20 protein-coding genes are annotated in these 21,906 nt (G+C 38.9%); 2 read left to right on the forward strand and 18 right to left on the reverse strand.

Features of this window, described 5'->3' with window-relative positions:
* Positions 1 to 131 precede the first annotated feature (131 nt).
* The 5 genes from AC6CHS_RS12720 to AC6CHS_RS12740 all read right to left on the reverse strand — a co-directional run bounded on the left by AC6CHS_RS12720 (position 132) and on the right by AC6CHS_RS12740 (position 3,482).
* A complete protein-coding gene (locus tag AC6CHS_RS12720) occupies positions 132 to 878 on the reverse strand; it encodes a sulfite exporter TauE/SafE family protein (RefSeq protein ID WP_379554669.1) in 747 nt (248 codons plus the stop codon).
* A 79-nt stretch (positions 879 to 957) separates the two neighbouring features.
* Positions 958 to 1,302 (reverse strand): DUF6176 family protein, encoded by a 345-nt coding sequence (locus AC6CHS_RS12725; RefSeq protein ID WP_498236609.1) that lies wholly within the window; start codon positions 1,300 to 1,302, stop codon positions 958 to 960.
* Positions 1,303 to 1,361: 59 nt separating this feature from the next.
* Positions 1,362 to 2,219, reverse strand: a complete 858-nt coding sequence (locus tag AC6CHS_RS12730) for an aminoglycoside phosphotransferase family protein (protein WP_498236611.1) — start codon at positions 2,217 to 2,219, stop codon at positions 1,362 to 1,364.
* Positions 2,220 to 2,296: 77 nt separating this feature from the next.
* On the reverse strand, positions 2,297 to 2,797 hold the full coding sequence (locus AC6CHS_RS12735; RefSeq protein ID WP_498236612.1) for a GNAT family N-acetyltransferase: 501 nt from the start codon (positions 2,795 to 2,797) through the stop codon (positions 2,297 to 2,299).
* A gap of 31 nt (positions 2,798 to 2,828) precedes the next feature.
* Positions 2,829 to 3,482 carry a YjbE family putative metal transport protein gene (locus AC6CHS_RS12740; RefSeq protein WP_498236613.1) on the reverse strand — a complete coding sequence of 218 codons (654 nt, stop codon included), beginning with the start codon at positions 3,480 to 3,482 and terminating at the stop codon, positions 2,829 to 2,831.
* Between the two features lie 162 nt (positions 3,483 to 3,644).
* Here AC6CHS_RS12740 and AC6CHS_RS12745 point away from each other — a divergent pair, with 162 nt between their 5' ends.
* A complete protein-coding gene (locus AC6CHS_RS12745; protein WP_498236614.1) occupies positions 3,645 to 5,096 on the forward strand; it encodes an aldehyde dehydrogenase family protein in 1,452 nt (483 codons plus the stop codon).
* Between the two features lie 89 nt (positions 5,097 to 5,185).
* On the opposite strand, the gene AC6CHS_RS12750 is transcribed toward AC6CHS_RS12745, so the two are convergent.
* The 3 genes from AC6CHS_RS12750 to AC6CHS_RS12760 form a co-directional block, all read right to left on the reverse strand.
* Positions 5,186 to 6,358, reverse strand: a complete 1,173-nt coding sequence (locus tag AC6CHS_RS12750) for a hydroxymethylglutaryl-CoA synthase (protein WP_498236615.1) — start codon at positions 6,356 to 6,358, stop codon at positions 5,186 to 5,188.
* A 163-nt stretch (positions 6,359 to 6,521) separates the two neighbouring features.
* Entirely contained in the window at positions 6,522 to 7,694 is a 1,173-nt protein-coding gene (gene rodA / locus AC6CHS_RS12755; RefSeq protein WP_498236616.1) for a rod shape-determining protein RodA, read from the reverse strand.
* A 12-nt stretch (positions 7,695 to 7,706) separates the two neighbouring features.
* Positions 7,707 to 8,339, reverse strand: coding sequence for a DUF1232 domain-containing protein (locus AC6CHS_RS12760; protein WP_498236617.1), 633 nt, complete (start codon positions 8,337 to 8,339; stop codon positions 7,707 to 7,709).
* 190 nt (positions 8,340 to 8,529) lie between these two features.
* Between AC6CHS_RS12760 and AC6CHS_RS12765 the strand changes: the two genes are divergently transcribed.
* Positions 8,530 to 9,459, forward strand: a complete 930-nt coding sequence (locus AC6CHS_RS12765; RefSeq protein ID WP_498236619.1) for an LCP family protein — start codon at positions 8,530 to 8,532, stop codon at positions 9,457 to 9,459.
* Between the two features lie 233 nt (positions 9,460 to 9,692).
* On the opposite strand, the gene AC6CHS_RS12770 is transcribed toward AC6CHS_RS12765, so the two are convergent.
* From AC6CHS_RS12770 to AC6CHS_RS12815, 10 genes are all read right to left on the reverse strand, one after another.
* Positions 9,693 to 10,457 (reverse strand): fumarylacetoacetate hydrolase family protein, encoded by a 765-nt coding sequence (locus AC6CHS_RS12770; RefSeq protein WP_498236620.1) that lies wholly within the window; start codon positions 10,455 to 10,457, stop codon positions 9,693 to 9,695.
* 4 nt (positions 10,458 to 10,461) lie between these two features.
* Positions 10,462 to 12,630 (reverse strand): malate synthase G, encoded by a 2,169-nt coding sequence (locus AC6CHS_RS12775; RefSeq protein ID WP_498236622.1) that lies wholly within the window; start codon positions 12,628 to 12,630, stop codon positions 10,462 to 10,464.
* Positions 12,631 to 12,654: 24 nt separating this feature from the next.
* Positions 12,655 to 13,782, reverse strand: a complete 1,128-nt coding sequence (locus AC6CHS_RS12780; RefSeq protein ID WP_498236624.1) for an NAD(P)/FAD-dependent oxidoreductase — start codon at positions 13,780 to 13,782, stop codon at positions 12,655 to 12,657.
* Between the two features lie 19 nt (positions 13,783 to 13,801).
* Positions 13,802 to 14,815, reverse strand: coding sequence for an ABC transporter ATP-binding protein (locus tag AC6CHS_RS12785; protein ID WP_498236626.1), 1,014 nt, complete (start codon positions 14,813 to 14,815; stop codon positions 13,802 to 13,804).
* Positions 14,812 to 15,798, reverse strand: a complete 987-nt coding sequence (locus AC6CHS_RS12790) for an ABC transporter ATP-binding protein (protein WP_498236628.1) — start codon at positions 15,796 to 15,798, stop codon at positions 14,812 to 14,814. Before AC6CHS_RS12790 ends, AC6CHS_RS12785 begins: the two co-directional genes overlap by 4 nt.
* 1 nt (position 15,799) lies before the next feature.
* Positions 15,800 to 16,741, reverse strand: a complete 942-nt coding sequence (locus AC6CHS_RS12795) for an ABC transporter permease (protein ID WP_498236629.1) — start codon at positions 16,739 to 16,741, stop codon at positions 15,800 to 15,802.
* Positions 16,742 to 16,752: 11 nt separating this feature from the next.
* Positions 16,753 to 17,670 (reverse strand): ABC transporter permease, encoded by a 918-nt coding sequence (locus tag AC6CHS_RS12800; protein ID WP_498236631.1) that lies wholly within the window; start codon positions 17,668 to 17,670, stop codon positions 16,753 to 16,755.
* A gap of 51 nt (positions 17,671 to 17,721) precedes the next feature.
* Complete coding sequence (locus AC6CHS_RS12805) at positions 17,722 to 19,260, reverse strand: ABC transporter substrate-binding protein (protein ID WP_498236633.1); 1,539 nt, start codon at positions 19,258 to 19,260, stop codon at positions 17,722 to 17,724.
* A gap of 37 nt (positions 19,261 to 19,297) precedes the next feature.
* A complete protein-coding gene (locus AC6CHS_RS12810; protein WP_498236635.1) occupies positions 19,298 to 20,647 on the reverse strand; it encodes a M20/M25/M40 family metallo-hydrolase in 1,350 nt (449 codons plus the stop codon).
* A 112-nt stretch (positions 20,648 to 20,759) separates the two neighbouring features.
* Positions 20,760 to 21,479 (reverse strand): GntR family transcriptional regulator, encoded by a 720-nt coding sequence (locus AC6CHS_RS12815; RefSeq protein ID WP_498236637.1) that lies wholly within the window; start codon positions 21,477 to 21,479, stop codon positions 20,760 to 20,762.
* Between the last annotated feature and the right edge of the window lie 427 nt (positions 21,480 to 21,906).

Below are 21,906 nucleotides of genomic sequence, written 5' to 3' on the forward strand. Positions count from 1 at the left end.
CGATTTCAAGCTTTTTACTTGTATACCCCTGTAGTACCCCGTTCATTCAATGGAATACAAAAAATCCGAACCGCCGAAGATACTGTCATAAGTTCGGTGGTTCGGATTAAGCTTTAATCGAAATAGTAAAGCTAATTCAAAAGTAGATTAATTCCTCCAAGGGCCGCCAAAATTAACACAAGGATAGTAAAAACTTTTTGCGGAATAATTGGTAGTACCTTAATACCAATAAACGCCCCTAGAATAATAGCAGGGACTAACCATGCATTAAACGAAATTGATTCTACTGTAATGAGCTCCAGATGGACATAGAACGGTACCTTAATGAGGTTAACAAACAGAAAGAACCACGCTCCCGTTCCAACAAATTCCTTCTTAGGTAGCCCCTTCACTAATAAATAAATTGTCATGATTGCTCCAGCAGCATTTCCTACCATAGTGGTAAAACCGCCCAGAATCCCCATCAGCAACGTGAAACCCAATGAGTTAGGTAATAAAGTATTAAACTTCGTACCGAATCGCTCCCGCACGAAATTTAGGGTGATCATGACAAGCACAATAATCCCAATCAACGGCTTTAGTTGCGCATCATTTACATGTTCAAGTACAAAGTAACCCGCAACAATCCCAATTAACACCCACGGAATTAACCCTTTTAAATGGTTCCATTTTACATTTCTACGATAATAAATAATTGCAAAAAAATCCCCCACTAAGAGCATCGGCAACAGAATACCGACAGAATCTCTTGCAGGGAAGACAAACATAAGTAATGTGACAACCAATATAACTAAATTAGGCAATCCTGACTTTGAAAAACCAATACAAAGCGCACAAAAGATTACCAAAATCCATTCCAATAACGTCAGTTCAAACATCGTACTGCCTCCTGCTGTTAAACTATTACTTTTAGGGTAGTTAATAATGTTTATTATGTATAAAAAAGTGAATTCTCCACTAAATCATATTGTCTTTCACTTTATCCGGAATCATCACAACCTCTGTTTTAAGATCAACAGGCCTATAATCAGGATCAATGCAAATATCCCAAAACTCAAGGTGTTTTTTATCAATCCAGTGGGTGGATTCCTCCACTTCCTGTCCACTTTCCCCTTGTATGGAATACCAATACAAATACTCTCTACTATCAACAGTCTCCCGAAAAATTGTTTCCACGTACATCTTTTCACTATCTAAAGTTAAGAGTACATCCTGCATATGCTCGCGGAGAAAGTTCATCCATTCGTCTACATTCGCTTCTGCACCTTGTTTGACTCGAAACCTAGTCAACTCTGTATTCATCTTCTTTTCCACCTCCGCTATTTAAATAAATAAGAATATCATAGCCGAAAATTCCCACACTACTGAACAAGCCTTTTTAAAATCGCGAGATTTTCTTCAAGAAATAAAGCATTCTTTTCAATTCCACGTCGTTTACACCAACCGATACTATTAAAAGCATCTGTGAACTGATAAAAAGGCAGGACTGCTTCTAAATCAATTAACGGCCTCACACTGTTGTAGCCATCTTGATAGGCTTTATATAATGTAACATCGAAGCGCAAAAAATCACGATGCAACTTGGTGAAATCAACTTCTGTTGAACCAAATCGTACACTTTCAAAATCAATAACGCCAACATCATTATTCTCATCCACAATGATGTTTGCTGGGCGAAAATCCATATGTATAAAACTTGGGCCGTCTGGTTTAGGAAGCTCTCGTTTCATCTTTTCAAATTTCTTAATAGCTATATTGTATAAACGCTCCTCAAGTACTTTTTCTACATCTTCTGCAAAACTATAAAACTTTTCTTCTATAAAAGTAGACCAGTTCACAAATTCATTTTCAATTCCCTTTAAACCATCAGGCGGCTGAATTTCATGAACGGAGGCATGAAGTTCCCCAACACGATAGGCTGCTGCTTTAGTTACATTGGGTGTTAATGGGTTGCCTTGTAATTCAGATAATAAAAGAGCTCCTGGGCAATCCTCATCACCAGACCAATAATCTAACAATTCCGGGACAGAGACCTTGCCCATTAAAATAATATAAGCCTCTAACTCTCTTTGGTACTTTAATCTTGTAAAAGGTATTTTTAAATAAACAGTTTCGCCATTATGTAAAATACATTTATAAACCGTGGAGCTATGCGAATCATCTACTTCAAGAAATGATTGAACCTGTAGCCCGAATTTATCCAAAATGCGATTTAACAATTAACCCTACTCCTTTCCTAACAAAATTAAGTCATATAAAACGCTAGATATACGAACCTAATGAAGAGGAGAACTGTCTAAGCATTCTTGATCGAATATACTAACGTATCCCCTTCAGAAAGCCTTAATGTTTTCTCATAGCTCAGCCCTGCCTTTTTAGCAACGAAAATGGATGCGGGGTTATTCGGATTAATCAAGCTAATTAACTTGCTTAACCCTTTCTCCTCTAATCCATATTCTCGTAATGCAATAGCCGACTCTTTAGCTAGTCCTCTCCCCCAATAATCTGGAAGTAACCAATACCCAATTTCTATTTCTTCCTTTCCTTCAATTGTTTGTCTCACCAGACCGGCATGGCCTATCAGCTTATCTTCTGCTTTTAGTTTAACAGCCTGCAATCCAAACCCATACTCATACTCCGAAACCCAGTGTCCCAAACTATCTTTAGCTTCTGCAAATGTTTTCGTTTTTCCTTTTCCAATGTAACGCACGATATTCGAATTAGCCCATAATCCTGCATAGAAATCTAAATCTTCTTCAGTGTACGGTCTTAGAAGTAGTCTATCCGTTTCAATCATTCTCAAAAACACCTCCTTTTCTTCTATTCTATCATGTTATCTGATTTCTCCGACGAATTCCACCAATGATTAGAACAAGAAAAATGAGAGCAAGTAGAAATATAGATTTGGGAAAAGATAAGATGTCCAATAACTGGGCCACTCTTTCCTCCTTCATTATCATTTCTCCCGCGGTCCACGCCAGTAATGCTGTCCCTCCATATACGATACTTGGATATTGTTCCATGGCTTTCATAATTAGACCACTGGCCATAAGAATAATTGGAATGCTAATCATTATACCAATCATGATTAGCAAAAACTGGCCATTGGAAATGGCCACAATAGCTAGGACGTTGTCCAGACTCATTAAAATATCCGCAAAAATAATAATTGTGATCGCCTCTTGCAGGGAGCTGCCAACCTTTATTTGATGATCATCCGGCTTGTCCATCAATAATTTATAAGCTACGAACAAAAGAAGCAAACCTCCAACCAGGTGTATCCACGGCAGTTTCAAAAGATAGAGCACAAGAAAGACGAATAGAATGCGGAATGCTATTGCCCCAAACGTTCCCCAAATGATAGCCTTCCGTTTGACGTGGTCTGGTAATTTTCTACTTGCCATCGCGATGACGACAGCATTATCTCCACTTAGAATAATATTGACAAGCAGTATCTTTAGTAATGGCTCTATGATCTCCATAACTAGTCTCCCCCAATCTATTTCCTATGGATAGCCTATGATTCTAGGGGAGGAGACAGACCAGACAAAGAGCATTATCTCTCCTCTGACATCCCCTCCGTGTTTGCAGGTATCGTACCTAGGGAAATAACATTATAATGACGGAAAGGAGATTGAGTCTAAATGCAAAACCAATATACTGAACTATTTATTAATGGAAAATGGACGACAGGGTCTTCTGGTAAAAAGGTTGAGAATTATAATCCATACAACGGGGAACCTTTAGGAACCATTCAATCAGCAAATCCGGAAGATCTTAATCAAGCATATGAAGCAGCTGCTGCCTACCAACCAAAATGGGAGGCAATGACACCAGCTAAAAAACAGGAATATTTGCTTCACTTAATCGAGACAATAAAAGGCAATAAAGCACATATTGTTGAATGGCTTATCAAAGAAGCAGGAAGCAGTAAAGTTAAAGCAGAAGTTGAGATTCAGTCAGCGATCCAAATTATCCGTGAATCAGCTTCCTTCCCAACAAGAATGCAAGGCACAACGGGGGCCTCTAATACAGAAGGGAAAGAAAATTACACCTTCCGCTCTGCTAAGGGCGTAATTGGGGTAATCGGTCCGTGGAATTTCCCATTCCATCTAGCAATGCGTACGATCGCACCAGCACTGGCAACAGGGAATACGGTAGTAGTAAAACCATCCTCCGACACACCAGTAACATCCGGTTTGTTAATTGCTGATTTACTACAGGAAGCAGGCTTTCCGGATGGCGTCATTCATGTAGTAGCTGGACGTGGATCTGAGATCGGAGATGAATTTGTTGAGCACCCAGTCCCTAAACTCATCTCTTTTACAGGGTCGACAGAGGTAGGAAAGCATATTGCTCAGCTTGCAAGTAAACATTTAAAAGAGACCTCTCTTGAACTTGGCGGAAATAATGTAATGCTTGTCTTGAAGGATGCAGATATTGAGAAAGCAGCCGAAGCAGCCGTTTTCGGTTCTTTCCTTCATCAAGGACAGATTTGTCTATCTCTGAATCGCATTATCATAGATGATAGTGTTTACGATGACTTTGTCTCGTCCTTCACACAAACTGCAAAAAGACTTAAGGCAGGCGACCCTGCTGAGGACGATGTGTTAATCGGACCAATTATTAACCAAGGACAAATAGAGCATATACAAGAGCTTGTAGAAAGTACAATCGATCAAGGTGCCAAGCTCCACACAGAATTTAAGACAGAGGGAAATGTTATAAAACCAGTTATTTTATCAGAAGTTACCAACGATATGCCCGCAGCGAAAGAAGAAATGTTCGGACCTGTGGCTTCCCTTCTTCGTGCATCAGATGAAGAAACGGCAATTAAAGTTGCCAATGATTCCCCTTATGGATTAAGTGGGTCTATCTTTACAAAAGATCGCTATCGTGGCATGCAAGTTGCCAAACGAATTGAAACTGGTATGGTCCATATTAATGATATGCCAGTTAATGATGAAGCTCATATGCCATTCGGTGGTGAAAAGCAATCAGGCATCGGACGCTTTAATGGCGAATGGATAATGGATGAATTCACAACAACTCAATGGATTAGTGTACAAGCAGAAAATCGAGAGTATCCATTTTAATAAGATTTTGTTATAGAACAAAAATCCCAAGATACGTGTCATGTATCTTGGGATTTTCTTTGATTAAACAGTAAGCACCTGTAAAAGTACTATCTATTATCATTTATATACTGACGCATATGGTCTTTTATTCCAGCTAGGTAGATAGAAGAAGGATCATCTTCCTTATCTAGTTCTAGAGTAGAGCCATCGGTTGGAAGGGTGTTATTAAATCGTTCCTCATATTCGGCAACATCAATTTCTTTTCTAGAATCAAGTATTTCTTTATGCCTAGTAGGTTGCAGAGCGCTTTTAAAGCCTGGTTGCAAAATACCGGAAAAGAATTCGCCTACAGCACCAGAGCCGTAGCTGAATAACCCAATTCTTGCTCCTTCTTCCAAATCCTCTTTTGTTTCCAATAGAGATAGCAGGCTGAGGTAGAGTGAGCCGGTATAAATATTGCCAATACGTTTATTATACGTTTTGCTTGCCTCATTATTTTCTAACAATCTGTTTTGTGTAACTTCATCTGTCTCAGGTAAAAGGGGCTTTAATGCTTTTTGCCCCATCTTCGTATATGGGAGATGGAAGCAAATTGCTTCGAAATCAGAAAAGGAAACATCTGTTTTTGCTTTATATTGCTCCCAAACCTTCGCAAAAAATTCAATGTATTGTTCATTCGATAGTTTACCATCAACGAGTGCTTTATCTGTATAAGTAGGGCGCCAAAAATCCATTACATCACTCGTATGGTAAGCACTTTTCTCCTCAAGCGCAAGTATTTTCGGGTCGGCACTAATTAACATGGCAACCGCTCCCGCACCTTGGGTAGCTTCCCCACCAGTACGAAGTCCATATCGGGCAATATCAGATGCAAGTACCAATACTTTGCTTTCTGGGTTTAACGCAATATGCCCTTTAGCCATTTGGATGGCTGCCGTAGCTGCATAACAGGCTTGTTTCATTTCAATACTACGTGCATCAGGATTTATCCCAAGCAAATCATGCACATAAACAGCTGATGCTTTTGAGCTGTCGATACCTGTTTCTGTACCGAAAATAACAAAGTCAATCTTTTGTTTATCCGCTTCATCTAAAATATTTAAGGCAGCATTGGCTGCAAGTGTTACCGTATCCTGTGTCATTGGGGCAAACGCCATTTCTTCTTGTCCAATGCCTATCGTGAATTTAGCAGGTTCCACGTCTCTTGCAATTGCTAGTTTATTCATATCTACATATAAGTGTGGTGCGTAAAAACCGATTTTATCAATTCCTATTTTCAATGTCCTGCTCCTTTGCTACTAAATTTCTACTATTTTACAAGTGATGTATTTCACAAAAATGAAGTCCTTCAAGTTTAATGCAATATAAGATTAATAATATACTTTTTTCTATTCAAAAACAATTCATGTGTACAGAGTATTCATTTAACGTCTCTTCAACGCCTTAATCGGAGTTGTTCGAAAAACCTTTATCAAACAAATTATGTTTCCTAGTTCGCATCTGAATACTGAGTATGAGACCGATCGCTGCCATGTTAGTTAACAATGCACTACCTCCATAACTTATAAATGGCAAGGCAAGCCCGGTTATTGGCATTAATCCGATTGTCATTCCAATGTTTTGAAAAACTTGAAAAGCAATTAAGGCTATAATTCCTATTCCTATGTATGCTCCAAAAAGGTTCTTTGCATTTAAAGTAGCTAGTACCATGCGATAAATTAGAAAAAAATAAAGAAATACTAAAATACAAGCACCAATGAAGCCGAATTCTTCACCAATCACCGCAAAAATAAAGTCTGTATGTGCCTCAGGAACCTTTCCACTTTGAATTTGCACTCCTTGATTAAAACCATTTCCAGTTAACTGCCCTGACCCTATCCCCATCCTTGCTTGTTTCAGCTGATATCCAGAGTTGGAAGGAAAATGTTCAGGGTCTAACCAACCGTAAATTCTAGATAGCTGATGGGGTTTAAAGATTTGCATCAATAATTCTGGTGCAACAAAGTAGAGACATACAATTACAGAAACTAGCGCGATTACTCCAAGAAGAATAAGCAGAACCATCTTGCTCGAAATAACCGATATAAACACCATAGTAGCGGCAGTCATTCCTACCATGATGGCAGAACCCAAATCTGGCTGTACTAACACCAAAACGAATGGAACAAGGGTTACAATGCCAATTTTTATTATAATCGGTATACTCTTTTTAAATGAGAGCCTTTTGTTACCAACTTTATTAAAAATGGTCGCAAGGTATAGAACAAGAGAAAACTTCAAAAACTCAGAAGGTTGTAATTCAAATAAACCAAAGTTAATCCATCGTTGTGAACCGTTTTTAATCACACCAAAAAAATGTACATAAATAAGTAATAGCACACTAAATAGGTATAAATAAAAACTCCATCGCTTTATTAGGTCATAGTCAAATAGCGCAAAAATAGCTAAAACAGCAAAACCCAATACATACCAAAATATTTGTCGTTTCAAAAAATAAAAAGAGTCCGCCGACTCATATTGTCCCGAACCACTATAAACTGCTATCAAACTAAATAGGAAGAAACAAAATATAATAAATATTAATGTATAATCAATTACATGTTTTTTTGAGTTCATAAACGTCAAACCTTATCCTTGTTTAGCCAGTATGCTCATAGTTAATTGAACTGCGATAGCATCATCTATATATCCAATTGGAAAGAGGTAGTCGGGGATTAAATCCAATGTCAAAACAAAGTATAGCAGAGCTCCGCCCATTGCGAGTTGATGCTTTATCGTTACATTCCCAGAAGTGAACTGCTCATACATTTTTTCTAATTGCTGAATAAACGGTCCTGCAGCACCAATACGCTTTATCTTACTTTTAAATTTCTCTCTTATCGTTTCTTTCCCCTCTTCTGTTATTGCATGTTGTCGATGGTTTTTCAACTGTTTCTCCAAACGATCAATTGAAAATTCATGGTGGTCCATATCGGAAGTTTCTATAACCTGCATTAGTTGTTGGATATGCTTTTCTACTTTTCCCTCATTATTAGTAGAAATAGAATAATCAGCATAACCAGCAACCCTTATAAGCTCCTCTATTGGCATATTTAAGGCTTGAGCAAAAACTCTTAAATGATGAATGTTAGCTTTCCTCTTGCCATTAATAATTCTAGAAATGCTAGAAGTTTCTATATTGGTCATTTCACTAAATTTACGCATCGTGAGACCGTTTATCTGTAATTGTTTTTTTAAAAATCCACCAAATTCTGTAGTCATTTTTTATGTCCACCTACCTATTCTGTCTTGAATACCTCATCTATATCGCAATTTACAGCATCGTTGACAATTTGTCAATATATTAAACAATCATTTAATTACATACTAATTTAACAAGGAATTAGCATTTTGACATTTTGTCAACATTATCATATAGTTTACATACATTAATACAAGGAGTGTCATTTACATGGGGAGATTAAAAAAGAAATCAAAATTAAAGAGAAGAATAAAGCTTAGTATCCTTACTTTCGTTCTAATAATTGGAGGAGTAGTTACATATAACATCATTCAGTTTAATCAAGGTTTATCCGCAGCAAAAAAGGAAAATTCCTCGGATAGCGAAGCAGTGCATACAGACTTTGCAGGAGAGGAAGTAAAGTTTGGAGAAGTAAAGGTGCTTTTAATAGGATCAGACGCAAGAGAGGGAGAGCAAGGTCGCTCAGACACCTTAATGATTGGTTACTATAATCAAAATACGAATGAAGTAAAAGTAGTATCTTTAATGCGCGATGTTTATGTAGACATCCCAGGATACGGAATGAATAAGTTAAATGCAGCATATTCTTTTGGCGGCCCCGAACTACTTAGACAAACAATTAAACAAAACTTTGATACAGATATAAATTATTATGCGATTATCGACTTTAACGGGTTCCCTAAAATAGTAGATTTAATTGCACCAGATGGTCTAAATATAAATGTAGCAAAAAAAATGTCAAAGAATATTGGAATGACGCTAGAAAAAGGAGAACAAACTTTACACGGCGAGGAACTTTTAGGTTATGTACGTTTTCGGAAAGATAGTGAAAGTGATTTCGGAAGGGTAAGACGCCAGCAGGAAGTCCTGTCAAAACTAAAAGATGAGGCAATTTCAGTGAATAGTATAGTAAAATTACCTAAGACACTAGGTATAGCAACAGGCTATGTTGATACAAATATTAGTAATAATATTTTATTTTCAATTGGAAAAGGGTTACTAACTTCAAATCAAGATGTCGAGACATTGAGACTACCAGTTGACGGATCTTTCACAAACCAACGTGTCAATGTCGGGGCTGTATTAGATATAGATTTTGATCAAAATAAACAAGCCTTAAAGGGCTTTTTATCAAGATAGAAAAATTTTCTGAGCTATTAAATGAAAGACGCACGTGAATTTAACTGATAGCGAATTTCTAAGAAAATAAAAGGTGCTATTTCACGTGTAATACGGAATAGCACCTGTAAAGTAAATTCTTTTATTATAGAAAAAATTCAAGTTTTGTGGTTAGGTACTGATCCACGAAAGTTAGAATCTACTATGCTGGCTCGGTACCAATTCTCATAACAGAGAAACTACCAAGTTTTCATCTAATAACTAACTTTCGTTTCATTACGTAATGTCCCTATGCCTTCAATGGTGCACTCTACCATTATATTTTCCCCAACCATTTCTGCACCGACAGGACTTCCCGTTAAGATAACGTCTCCTGGCTGTAATGTCATCACATGAGATAAGTAACGAATCATCTCTTCAATGGTGACAATCATTAAACGTGTTGGACTATTTTGCTTCCCCACACCGCCCACTGTGGCTTCAATTCGAACCTTGTTTAAATCAAGTTTCGTTTCTACTACTGGACCGATCGGCGTAAATGTATCAAAGGCTTTTCCAATGGTCCAGTGGCCATCTGGATGAAACATGTCCGGTGCTGTAACATCGTTTGCGATTGTATACCCAAATACATACGGTTCTACAGGATCTTCTGGTTGTAACTGCTTAATCTCTTTCCCAATAACCACAGCCAATTCTGCCTCAAATTTCACATTGTCAACCTGCTTTGGTATGACAATGTTTTCATCAGTGCCAATAACGGAAGATACTGGCTTAAAAAAGAATACTGGATGCTGTACAGGGTCACTAGGTAATTCTTCTTCACTTGCTACATAATTCGCCCCAATACCTATAATTTGATTTGGTAAGAGTGGTGCAAGTAGCTTCACTTCACTAAGTTGGTGAACCACACATGTTTTCTTCCAATTGCTGTAGGGGTCCCCAGAGATTTGGATGATTTTGTCTTTTTCCAAAACGCCTTGAAACACTTGATTTTTATCTTTGTATCGTACAAATTTCACATTTTCACCCTCTCTTCTTTTTTGCTTTCCTTCCCGCATGCAAAATAGGTTCTGTATAGCCATTTGGCTGCTTATCTCCTTCGAAGACAAGCTTACATGCGGTCTGGAAAGCAATCGAATTTGCTTCGTTATTTGCCATTGGCTCGTAGGAAGCATCCAGCTGATTCTGTTGATCAACCACTTTTGCCATATTCTTGAATGTATCGTAGACCTGTTCTTTTGTACAAACTCTATGGTGCAGCCAATTTGCAATATGCTGACTGGATATTCGAAGAGTAGCACGATCTTCCATTAAACCAACATTGTGAACATCAAGTACCTTAGAGCAACCAATTCCCTGATTCACCCAGCGGACAACATACCCAAGTATCCCTTGAACATTATTATTTAATTCCTGTTGAATGTTTTCTTTAGTTAACAATTTTTCAGTCATAATAGGTATCTTTAAGAGCTCGTCACGATAGGAAAATCGCTCGGTCTTCGCTAGAAGCTGTTCTTGAACCTTGAAAACATCCACTTGGTGGTAGTGAAGAGCATGTAGTATGGCAGCTGTCGGTGATGGGACCCATGCTGTTGTAGCACCAGATAGTGGATGAACCACTTTTTCTTCATGCATTGCTTTCATTCGATCTGGCGCAGCCCACATACCCTTCCCAATCTGTGCAATTTTCGGGAACCCACTTGAAAGGGCAGCATAGACATTCGATGATTCATAGGCTTTAATCCACTCCGTATGCTTCATGCCATTCTTTCTTTGAACGGGTCCGGCAAGCATAGACGTATGAATTTCATCGCCAGTACGATCCAAAAATCCTGTATTTACAAATACAATACGTTCTTTTACTTGCTTAATACATGCTTTTAAGTTAAGGGAAGTTCTTCTTTCCTCATCCATGACACCGATTTTAATCGTATGCCGTGTTAGGCCAAGTATATCTTCTACACGGTTAAACAATGTATTACTAAATGCTACTTCCTTAGGACCATGCATTTTAGGCTTAACAATATATATAGAGCCTAACTCTGAATTGGCATATTTCTCTTTTCCATTCATTGAGTGCAGGGCAATAAGACTGGTGACAACGGTATCTAGTATACCTTCGTAAACCGGCTTACCAGTTTCGTCTAATATGGCATCAGTTGTCATCAAGTGACCAACATTCCGGATAAACAATAATGATCTCCCCTTAAGGGTAAACCTATCATTACGTAACCCGATATATTCTCGATCCTCATGCAAACGCCGTTCAATCGTACTGCCATTCTTTTTAAAGGAAGCTGTTAAGTGACCATTCATTAGCCCAAGCCAGTTCCGATAGACCTCCTGCTTATCCTCTGCGTCAACTGCTGCAACGGAGTCTTCACAATCGATGATAGTAGTAAGTGCAGCTTCTAAGATAATATCCTTTACATTAGCCTTATCTCGACTGCCGATCGGATCCTTTTCATCGCGTACCAATTCAATATGGAGACCATGATGTCTAAATAGAATAGAAGTAGGATTCTCCTTATTTCCAAGGTACCCGCGGAATAAGGAGGGATCCTTTAATGAAGCGCTCCCTCCATTTTCCAGTGTGAAAATGAGGCCTTCTCCCCTAATATGATAGTCCGTTACATTGTGATGACTTCCCTTATCCAATGGAAGAAATTGATCTAAAAGGCTTCGTCCAAACGCTACTACCTTTTCTCCTCGTATAGGATTGTAATTAGATCTTATTTCAGCACCATCCGTTTCTGAAATTACGTCTGTCCCATATAATGCGTCATATAGACTTCCCCATCGAGCGTTGGCAGCGTTAATAGCATAGCGAGCATTATTTACAGGAACAACCAATTGTGGCCCTGCAACAGTTATCTCATCGTCCACGTTATCAGTGGTAACCTTCACTTTTTCAGGTTCCTCTTCTAAGTATCCAATTCCTTCAAGAAATTGCTTATATTGCTGTTGATTAAACGTAGGGTTGGCAATATGCCAATTATTAATCGCTAATTGGAATTGATCCCTTTCCTTAAGTAATTCATCATTTACAGGTGTCAGCTCACTAACTAGATGAGAAAAATCATCCCAAAATTTGTTGTAATGAAGGCCAATGTTTACAAAGACCTCTTTGTGAAGAAAATCATATAACCCCTCTTCCACCTGTAATGTTCCTATTTTTTTATAGTTCGCCATTACTATCAACCTCTCATGTACATGTTAGATTGGTTCTTTTACTGTGATTGCTCGCATTGGCTGATATGGGCTCATATCCACTTCTATTTGTTCGTCCATCATTAACTCTGCTGCCAATGTGCCAACATAAGGACCCATCGTTAATCCAGATGCTCCCAACCCATTTGCCATGTATAGCCCTGTAATGGCGTCCACTGCTCCTACTAATGGCAGAATATCTGGTCCCATCGGACGAAAACCAATACGCACTTCTTTCAATGTTCCTTCATTCAAACCAGGAGCAACATCTAAAGCGGCTCCCAATACTTCGTGCACTCCTCCAGCTGTTAATCTATAATCAAATCCAGATCCAGTTTCTCTTGTAGCACCGGCAACAACACGAGAATCATCAAATGCCAACATATAATGACTAGTGTGTGGTAAAACAACTGGCCAGTCTGACGTATCCTGTTCAGGTAGATTAATATGGGCAATCTGTCCACGTTGTGGCTCCATCGCCAGCTCAAGCCCTAGTGGCTTTAATAGTTCTGGCGCCCAGGCACCTGCTGTAATAAGTACTTTATCGGCTGTAATCGTCTCGCCATTTACAGTAACACCCGTTATTTCTTTTTCTGATGTCTGGAGGAATGCCTCTCCTTCAATTAAACGCGCACCATGTTTTTGAGTCGCACGTTTTAAGGCATCACGTAAATAACTACCGTCAATACGGGCGGCACCAGATACAAAAACAGCCTCCAAGTCATCAGCAAGGGCAGGAAACATTGCTTGAGCTTGTTTTGCATCTAATCTTTTAATTTCACCGGCTTCAGGAGCGTCTTCTTGTTTCTTTCTAACCCGTTCCTCAACTTCGTCTAGTTTGGCAGGGTCTGAGCTTACGCTGAGCGCTCCCACTTTTTTATATCCCGTTTCTGACTCACCATCTTGTTTTAACTGTGCAATGAGATTAGGATAAAATCTGGCACCGCGTTTCGCAATTTGGTACCAATCTGGATCATCTACTCGGGAGATCCACGGACAGACGATCCCAGCACCCGCAGAAGTTGCCTTCCCGTCCTCAATTCGGTCTACCATCACAACCTCTACTCCATTTTTGACAAGATAATAAGCTGCACTTGATCCCACAATTCCAGTTCCAACTACGACGACTTTCATATTTTATTCTCCTCCCTATTTATGCATGCAATGGATAATGACAGGCCACAAGATGTCCTTCTTCATTTGCTTTCAATTTCGGCTTATCCCCTTTACATTTTTCTATCGCAAATGGGCAACGCGAGTAGAAACTACAACCTTTTGGCAGATTGCGCTGATCGGGTAAATCCTTTTCAAGTATTACATCCTCCGAATCTTCTCTTAAAGAAGGGTCCGGAATCGGAACTGCAGAAATAAGTCCTTGGGTGTATGGGTGGCGCGTCTTTGAAAATAGGCTATCCTTGTCAGCCATTTCCACAATTTCTCCCATATACATCACAGCAATCCGGTCACTGATATATTTAACAGCAGGGATCCCATGACCAATAAATATTAAAGTTAGCTGTAATTTTTCCTTTAACTCTAATAATAGATTCAATATTTGTGCTTGAATCGAAACATCCAAAGCAGAAACGGGTTCATCACAAACGATTAATTTTGGATTTAAAGCAATAGCCCGAGCAATCCCAATTCGCTGTCTTTGTCCCCCGCTAAATTGATGGGGAAAACGATCTGCCTGTGATTGATCAAGTCCTACCAGATCTAAAAGCTCATAAACTCTCCGTTGTAATTCTTTCCCATTTGCTACTTTATGGGTCCTCAAAGGTTCAGCAATAATATCAAATACTCGCATCCTTGGATTTAAGGAAGAAAACGGGTCTTGAAAAATCATTTGAACCTCTTTACGCATTTCCTGCAGCTGTGCTCGCGTCATGTTTAACACATTCTTCCCTTCAAACAAAACGCTGCCCTTGGTGGGCTCAATAAGCCTTAGAATGGTATTTCCCATGGTAGATTTGCCACATCCAGATTCCCCGACAATGCCAAGTGTTTCACCCTTTTCCAGTAATAGGTTCACCCCGTTCACTGCTTTGACGCTTTCCTTCGGCTTCCCAAATAGATTAGTAGATACAACAAAGTGCTTTGAAAGCTCTTTTACTTCAAGTAATGGAGCTTTTATTGTACTTTGTTTGCCTTGCACCTGTTGTGTCATACATTTACCACTTCCTTTTCCTGGTATAGCCAGCAACGGACGGAAGATCCATCACTAGAAGCAACTAGGTCTGGCGATATTTCTCGGCATTTCTCCATTGCAAATGGACACCGATCTTGAAAATTACAGCCTGACGGTAGTTGATCTGGCGTTGGTACATTCCCTTCAATTGATTGCAGTTTTTCTTTAAGTTGGTGTATTTTAGGTGTACTGTTCAACAAACCTTTTGTGTATGGATGCTTCGGATTTTCAAATAGACTGTATACGTCATTTTCTTCAACAATCTCTCCTCCATACATAACAACAACTCTGTCCACCATTTCTGCAATAACACCTAGATCATGCGTTATCAAAATAATTGAGGTATTAAGCTCATTACTTAGATTTTTCATTAACTTTAATATCTGCTTCTGAATGGTGACATCTAATGCGGTGGTCGGCTCATCAGCAATGAGTAGTTCAGGGTTACATGAGAGCGCCATAGCAATCATCACACGTTGCCGCATTCCACCACTAAGCAGGTGAGGAAAGGAATGATACTGTCGTTCTGGATTAGCCATTCCTACTTTGCTTAAAAGAGTGATACTCCGTTGCTTTGCTTCCTTCTTATCTACATTTTGGTGTAGGCGGATTGCCTCGGAAATCTGATGACCAACTGTGAACACAGGGTTTAGAGAAGTTAAAGGTTCCTGAAAAATCATTGAAATTTTATTTCCACGTATTTTACGTATATCTTTTTCTGAGAATGTCGTTAAGTCCTTACCATGGAACCTAATCTCGCCCTCCACAATCTTTCCAGGCTTATTAATAAGTTGAAGAATAGATAAGGATGTGACACTCTTCCCACATCCTGATTCTCCAACAATGCCAATGACTTCCCCTTTTTTGACCGAAAAGGATACGCCGTTTACAGAAGGAATTACGCCATTCTCGGTAAAAAAATGCGTATGCAAATTTTTAACTTCCAATAAGTTATCTGTCATTCTAAGCTCCTCCCTTTTTACTGAAGTAGTTTCGAGGATCTAGCACATCTCGTAACCAGTCACCGAGGAAAATAATGCCCAGTACTGTGATCGTTATAGCAATTCCAGGAAAAGTCGCGATCCACCAATTAGTAGCCAGATAATTCCGTCCATCAGTTAGCATGGCTCCCCAAGATACGTCTGGTGGCTGAATCCCTAATCCGAGGAAGCTTAGTGATGCCTCAAGTATAATCGTAGTTGCCACACTTAATGCCGAAATAACAATAAAAGAAGAAATGATGTTTGGTACAATATGTTTTTTAATAATCGTAGTGTTTTTAGTTCCTATAGAGTGGGAGGCTCGTACAAAATCTCTTTCCTTCACACTCAATACTTCACTTCTTACTACACGAGCATAAGATACCCAATTGGTTAGACCAATGACCACTATTAAGGTCATAATACTAGGTTCAAAGACTGCTAAAACTACTAAAATAAATAGAATGCTTGGTATGGCAAGAAATGAATCTACAATCCTCATAAGAATAGTATCTACCCACTCACCGTAATATCCTGCCGCTACTCCCACAAGTAAGCCAATGATTCCTGCTAGTACCACGGAAAAGATACCTACTAATAAGGAAACCCTCGTACCTACAATAATTCTGCTAAAAATGTCCCTTCCAAGATTATCTGTCCCAAGTAAATAGGAAGTAGACCCACCATCCATCCAAAAAGGTGGCAACAGCATAGCCGATAAATTATTCTCCGCAGGGTCATGTGGTACTATAAGATCGGCAAAAATAGCTACCAACACAACGATTAGCACAATAAAGAATCCAACTGTTCCTGTCTTACTTTGCCAGAGGAGACGACACCAGCGTTTAAAACCTCCGGAGGCCTTTACCTTTCGCAGTGTTGGTCGAATTTCCCCTACTGTTTTTGCTTCAGCATTTCCTTGCATGATGCACCTCCTTATGAATAATTTATTCTTGGGTCCAGTAATCTATAAATTAAATCCGTTATTAAATTCACAATGATAACAAGCAATGCGATGACAAACACCGCAGCTTGAACTACTGCCATATCTCTCCCATTTACTGCTTGGACAAGCAATAAACCAATTCCTGGCCAAGAGAATACACTTTCAGTTATGAGTGCCCCACTGACTAAATGTGAAACTTGTAAACCCATTATCGTGACAACAGGGATCAAGGAATTACGAAAAGCATGTTTATAAACTAATATATTACTAGAAACACCTTTACTTCTTGCAGTCCTAATATAGTCCTGGTTAAGAATCTCTAGCATATTGGAACGGATAAGCCTTGTCATTTCTGCTGCAATCCCCGTTCCTAAAGTAATAGCGGGAAGAATCATATGTACGATGGTACCTCTCCCAGAAACAGGGAAAAATTGGATGTTGACTGCAAACAATAAAATTAAGAGAATGCCCAACCAAAAGTTCGGCATTGCTTTCCCTAACACAGAACCTCCTGTAATAAATAAATCTACTAATGTATTTTGTTTACGTGCAGAATAAATGCCTAGTGGAATCGCCATTAGTGTTGCTACTACCATAGAAGCAGCAGCAAGCTCAAATGTTGCTGGCAACCTTTCTAATACCAATGGAAGCGCATCTTGGTTATAACGGAAAGATGTGCCGAAATTACCCTGGATTAGATCACCCACGAAGCGTAAGTACTGAATATAGAATGGGTCAGTCAGTCCAAGTGCCGCTCGCATTGCCTCCCGATCACTTTCCGAAGCATCTTCTGGCAACATTAAAGCAACGGGGTCCCCTGCCATATATACTAGTACAAATACAACAAAAGAGATGATAAATAGGACAGGAATGATCTGTAGCAGGCGTTTCACAAGATACTTCTTCATATCGAGTCTCCTTTTGGGGAGCCGACGTTTGCCAGGCGACTCCCCCTGTCATTATTTTTTCGTTAGATCATCAAAACGGATTGCTTCGTCCAAACGTGGTGTAAAGGTAATGTCTTCACTAACCCCGTAGTTCACAGCATTTTGATAAAGGAAAATATGTGGTCTCTCTTCAGCAACGATTTCCTGAATTAATTGATACTGTTCTTTACGCTCCTCCTCGTCTAAATTTCTACCTGCAGCGTTATATAGTTCCTCGACTTCTTCATTTTTATAATCCGTCTGACCTGCCGCTCTCTCCTCGGTATAGTGAACCAGGGAATAAGATGCATCAAGCAAACCATCTGCCAGACCAATCATAATTAATTCTTCGTTCGACTTTGAATTATATTCATCTAAAAACGCACTTGATTCAAGTAACTTCAGTTCTGCATTGATGCCTGCCTCACCTAACATACTTACAATTAGTTGTGCTACTTCACTATCCAATGGATAACGTCCTCTTGATGAAGTAAAAGTAATATCAATGCCGTCTGGATGTCCAGCTTCTGCTAGAAGTTCTTTTGCTCTTTCTACATCATAAACCCGTGTATTTGTTAAATCAGGGTTTGTTCCAAATACGCCTTCTGGAACCCTGGTTCGAACCGGGACTCCTGTACCCTGAAGAACTGAATCCACAATTGCCTGCTGATCGATGGCAAGATCAATAGCTTCCCGAACTTTTGGATCAGAGGTTACATACCCTTCCGTTGTGCGAACCATCAAAAGGCTTACTCTGGTTGTTTCACCATTTATCAAATCAACCCCTGATTCTGACTCAACACGCTCCCATTCGTTCGGCGGGATATCTGTTGCAATATCTACCCCACCTGTCAGCAATTCACCAACTCTGGTAGAACTTTCTGGAATAGCACGTACATCAACTTTATCCCATTTAGGATTATCACCATAATAATCTTCAAACGGCACCAGTGTTACACGATCATCACGAATCCATTCTTCAAACTGATAAGGTCCTGACCCAATTGGTTTCTCTTGGAATCCTTCTATTCCTACTTCCTCAAAGTAAGCTTTTGGAAGTATATCGGACCCACTTTTCGCAAGAAGGTTCAATAGAGTAGGCATTGGTCCATCTGTAATAATTTCCACCGTTTGCTCATCTTTTACGGTTACTTCCTTCAATTGTTTAAAGTATGGATATTCCTTTAAAGTTTCATCCGTCATAACGCGCTCCAGACTAAATTTTACATCCTCCGCCGTAACTGCCTCTCCATTATGAAAAGTTGCTTCTTTTAAAGTAAATTCCCAAGTTTCGTCATCGATTTGTTCATACGTGTCCACAAGGTCCTCTTGCAATGCCAGTTCGTTATCCCACATAAATAATCGGCTAAACATATTACGATGGACACGGTCCCCTGTAGTACTTAAAGAATTTTGTGGATCGATTGACGGAATGTCAGCAGCTTGTGCTATGACAAGAGTATTACTGTCGTCCTCGCTTCCTCCTGCTGTTTCTCCTTCATTACTACAGCCTACAAGTGTCATGATAACTAAAATTAGTAAGCCAATGCTAAAAGTACTTATTTTTTTCATTTCCATCCCCCTATTTTGATTATTCAGTTATTAATAGCTAAACATCACCAAAATGCCGCATGACATTTGCCGTAGCCTTTATCCCCTTTATAAAATCATCTATATAAATATTCTCATTGGGCCCATGAAAGTTTGACCCTGTGTTTGCAACGCCAATCTGGGCAGCAGGTATCTCAGTATTAGCAAGTAATTTTTCCATTGGGCTGGAGCCTGCCAGATTACGCATGATGATAGGTGGCTCTTCGTACACTTCCTTCATACTGTTAATAACCGTATCAACAAACGGATGCTCCGAGTTCGAATTAAATGGGAGTAGTCCAGCAAGCTGCTCAATTTCAATATCTCGAAAGCCGTGTTGATCCAAATGTTTACGCAACAAATCTATCACCATTTTCGGAGTCTGCCCAGGTACTATTCGAAAGTCAATCTTCACTTTGGCCCTTGATGGAAGTACTGTTTTGGCTCCTTGTCCACTATCCCCTGCCACCAAACCACAGATTGTGCAGGTTGGGGCGGCCGTTAAACGCTCCTTCAACTCTATTCCAGTTACACCAGTAAGAAAATTATCTATTTGATAATGAGTTTTTGTATGCTCTTCATCATAATCCATCGTTTGAAAAAAAGCCTTTTCTTTTTCTGTTAGTTCTAAAATATTGTCATAGAACCCATCAATTAGTATTTTTTCATTCTTATTCTTTAATGTACTCAACGCCCATACTAGACGCCATGCAGGATTTTCAACTACAGCCCCTTCTGACGAATGAAGATCAAAAGCTGCCCCCCTAACTCGCAACTCTACAAAGCATATCCCTTTCACTCCAAAGCTGATATGCGGCCGTTTGTCATGAACATTACGCATGCCCCCTTCCCAAATCATGGCATCTGTTTTTAGCTTTTCCGGATTCTCTAATGCAAATTTTTTTAAGTTAGGACTACCAACCTCCTCCTCCCCTTCAATAATGAATTTCACATTAACCGGTAAATCGCCATGAACTTTCTGATAGGCGTGTACTGCTGCTATTCGTGCCGCTATATTTCCTTTATTATCTGCTACCCCTCTTGCAAAGATCTGTGCATCTTCAACTCTCGCTTTAAACGGCTCAGATATCCATTCTGCTAATGGGTCTGGAGGCTGCACGTCATAATGGTTGTAAAAAGTCAGAGTTCTTTTACTTCCATTATTGATCTGTCCATAAATAATCGGATATCCGGCAGTCAAAACTTCTTCCACATCTGCTCCCAAATCTTCCAGAAGCTGTATCACCAACTCCTTCATCTCCTGCATCCCTATATTTTGTGCAGAAATACTTGGTTGATTACACATGGATAACAACCAATGTTGATACAAGGATGCATGTTCTTCTATTTGTTGAAAAAGTTTTTCCACACAATCCCTCCTTTTTCAGTATATAAAATATAATATTATAACATTATAAAGTTATAATATTTTTATATAGTTTCGCCAAATGATAATATTTAGATATTTTTCTTCAAAAAAATTACAAATCTATTTCTAAGTAAAAGTTAGATTGTTCTTGTTTTAGAATAAATCGTGAATACTCAATTACAGTTCCTTCTTCGTCAACTGTATAACGTTCAAGTGAAAATAATTGTTCTCCGACTGGGAGTTGTAATAATTCTGCCTCATAGCTGTCAGCAAAAATAATTGAGAAATATACTTTTGCTTTTCCTAGCTTCTTATGATAAGTCTGGGTAAACAAATTGTAGAGTAGTTCTTTTTCCATATCATTTTCGAGTAGTCCGGGAAAGAGATGTACTGGTATATAGGAATATTCTATTGCTACCGGAATGTCTTCTCTTAACTTTATTCTATGAATTTTATAGACTTCATCTTCCTGCATTTCAAGTTTTCTTTTAATATCAGAAGATGCCTTCTCAGCCTTAAGGTTCAACGTCCGGTGAGGATGATACTGGTTTTCCCAAGCTTCATTCCTTAAAGAAACAAGTCTTGTTAAATTAGTTTCATCCTTCGTTTTAACAAAAGTACCTTTACCACTTTGTCTGTAGAGCAATCCCTCATGTACTAGATCATGAATGGCTCGTTTGATCGTGATGTTACTAACATTAAATGTCTCTGCAAGCTTTTTTTCGGTCGGGAGTTGATACCCGACGTCCCATTCCTTACTTGTAATCTTAGCTTCCAATATATGTTTCACTTGATCATATAAAGGTATAGATAAATCTTTGTCTACTTTCATGCTATACTCCCTATCAAAAGTTATAATATTATATTAAATATTTGTTTATTGTTGACAAGTATAGTCTCATTTTTTTATGAAGTCAACTGTATATTTATAATTTGTTTTAAAAATCTAATTATTACATAAAAATCAGAAAATTAAAACCCTTACATTGTAAAATAATTGAAGCAGTCTCCTGTTCTACCGATATTTACCAAAGATAAGAAGGTTGATTATACAGTTTAAAGACAACTACATTTGAAACAACAAATTGCTTTTTGGCTTGCTTTCTTGTAACCACGTCATCTTCCCCCTCTTCCCTTGCTTCCAAGATCCGACTAGAACTCTTTCCATATTCTTTTAGGCTTATAGAAGAGAGTAGAAGAGTTTTCAAATAGTTTCATAAAAAACATCCCGAGCAATTGTATGCCCGGGATGTCGTTTA

The organism is Oceanobacillus sp. GQ8 (genome assembly GCF_059758495.1).

What these genes read in the sequence shown, in the direction of transcription:
- AC6CHS_RS12720 (WP_379554669.1), bottom strand. Translation starts at nt 878, where the DNA reads ATGTTTGAACTGACGTTATTGGAATGGATTTTGGTAATCTTTTGTGCG.
- AC6CHS_RS12725 (WP_498236609.1), bottom strand. Translation starts at nt 1,302, where the DNA reads ATGAATACAGAGTTGACTAGGTTTCGAGTCAAACAAGGTGCAGAAGCG.
- AC6CHS_RS12735 (WP_498236612.1), bottom strand. Translation starts at nt 2,797, where the DNA reads ATGATTGAAACGGATAGACTACTTCTAAGACCGTACACTGAAGAAGAT.
- AC6CHS_RS12740 (WP_498236613.1), bottom strand. Translation starts at nt 3,482, where the DNA reads ATGGAGATCATAGAGCCATTACTAAAGATACTGCTTGTCAATATTATT.
- AC6CHS_RS12745 (WP_498236614.1), top strand. Translation starts at nt 3,645, where the DNA reads ATGCAAAACCAATATACTGAACTATTTATTAATGGAAAATGGACGACA.
- rodA (WP_498236616.1), bottom strand. Translation starts at nt 7,694, where the DNA reads ATGAACTCAAAAAAACATGTAATTGATTATACATTAATATTTATTATA.
- AC6CHS_RS12760 (WP_498236617.1), bottom strand. Translation starts at nt 8,339, where the DNA reads ATGACTACAGAATTTGGTGGATTTTTAAAAAAACAATTACAGATAAAC.
- AC6CHS_RS12765 (WP_498236619.1), top strand. Translation starts at nt 8,530, where the DNA reads ATGGGGAGATTAAAAAAGAAATCAAAATTAAAGAGAAGAATAAAGCTT.
- AC6CHS_RS12775 (WP_498236622.1), bottom strand. Translation starts at nt 12,630, where the DNA reads ATGGCGAACTATAAAAAAATAGGAACATTACAGGTGGAAGAGGGGTTA.
- AC6CHS_RS12780 (WP_498236624.1), bottom strand. Translation starts at nt 13,782, where the DNA reads ATGAAAGTCGTCGTAGTTGGAACTGGAATTGTGGGATCAAGTGCAGCT.
- AC6CHS_RS12785 (WP_498236626.1), bottom strand. Translation starts at nt 14,815, where the DNA reads ATGACACAACAGGTGCAAGGCAAACAAAGTACAATAAAAGCTCCATTA.
- AC6CHS_RS12790 (WP_498236628.1), bottom strand. Translation starts at nt 15,798, where the DNA reads ATGACAGATAACTTATTGGAAGTTAAAAATTTGCATACGCATTTTTTT.
- AC6CHS_RS12795 (WP_498236629.1), bottom strand. Translation starts at nt 16,741, where the DNA reads ATGCAAGGAAATGCTGAAGCAAAAACAGTAGGGGAAATTCGACCAACA.
- AC6CHS_RS12800 (WP_498236631.1), bottom strand. Translation starts at nt 17,670, where the DNA reads ATGAAGAAGTATCTTGTGAAACGCCTGCTACAGATCATTCCTGTCCTA.
- AC6CHS_RS12805 (WP_498236633.1), bottom strand. Translation starts at nt 19,260, where the DNA reads ATGAAAAAAATAAGTACTTTTAGCATTGGCTTACTAATTTTAGTTATC.
- AC6CHS_RS12815 (WP_498236637.1), bottom strand. Translation starts at nt 21,479, where the DNA reads ATGAAAGTAGACAAAGATTTATCTATACCTTTATATGATCAAGTGAAA.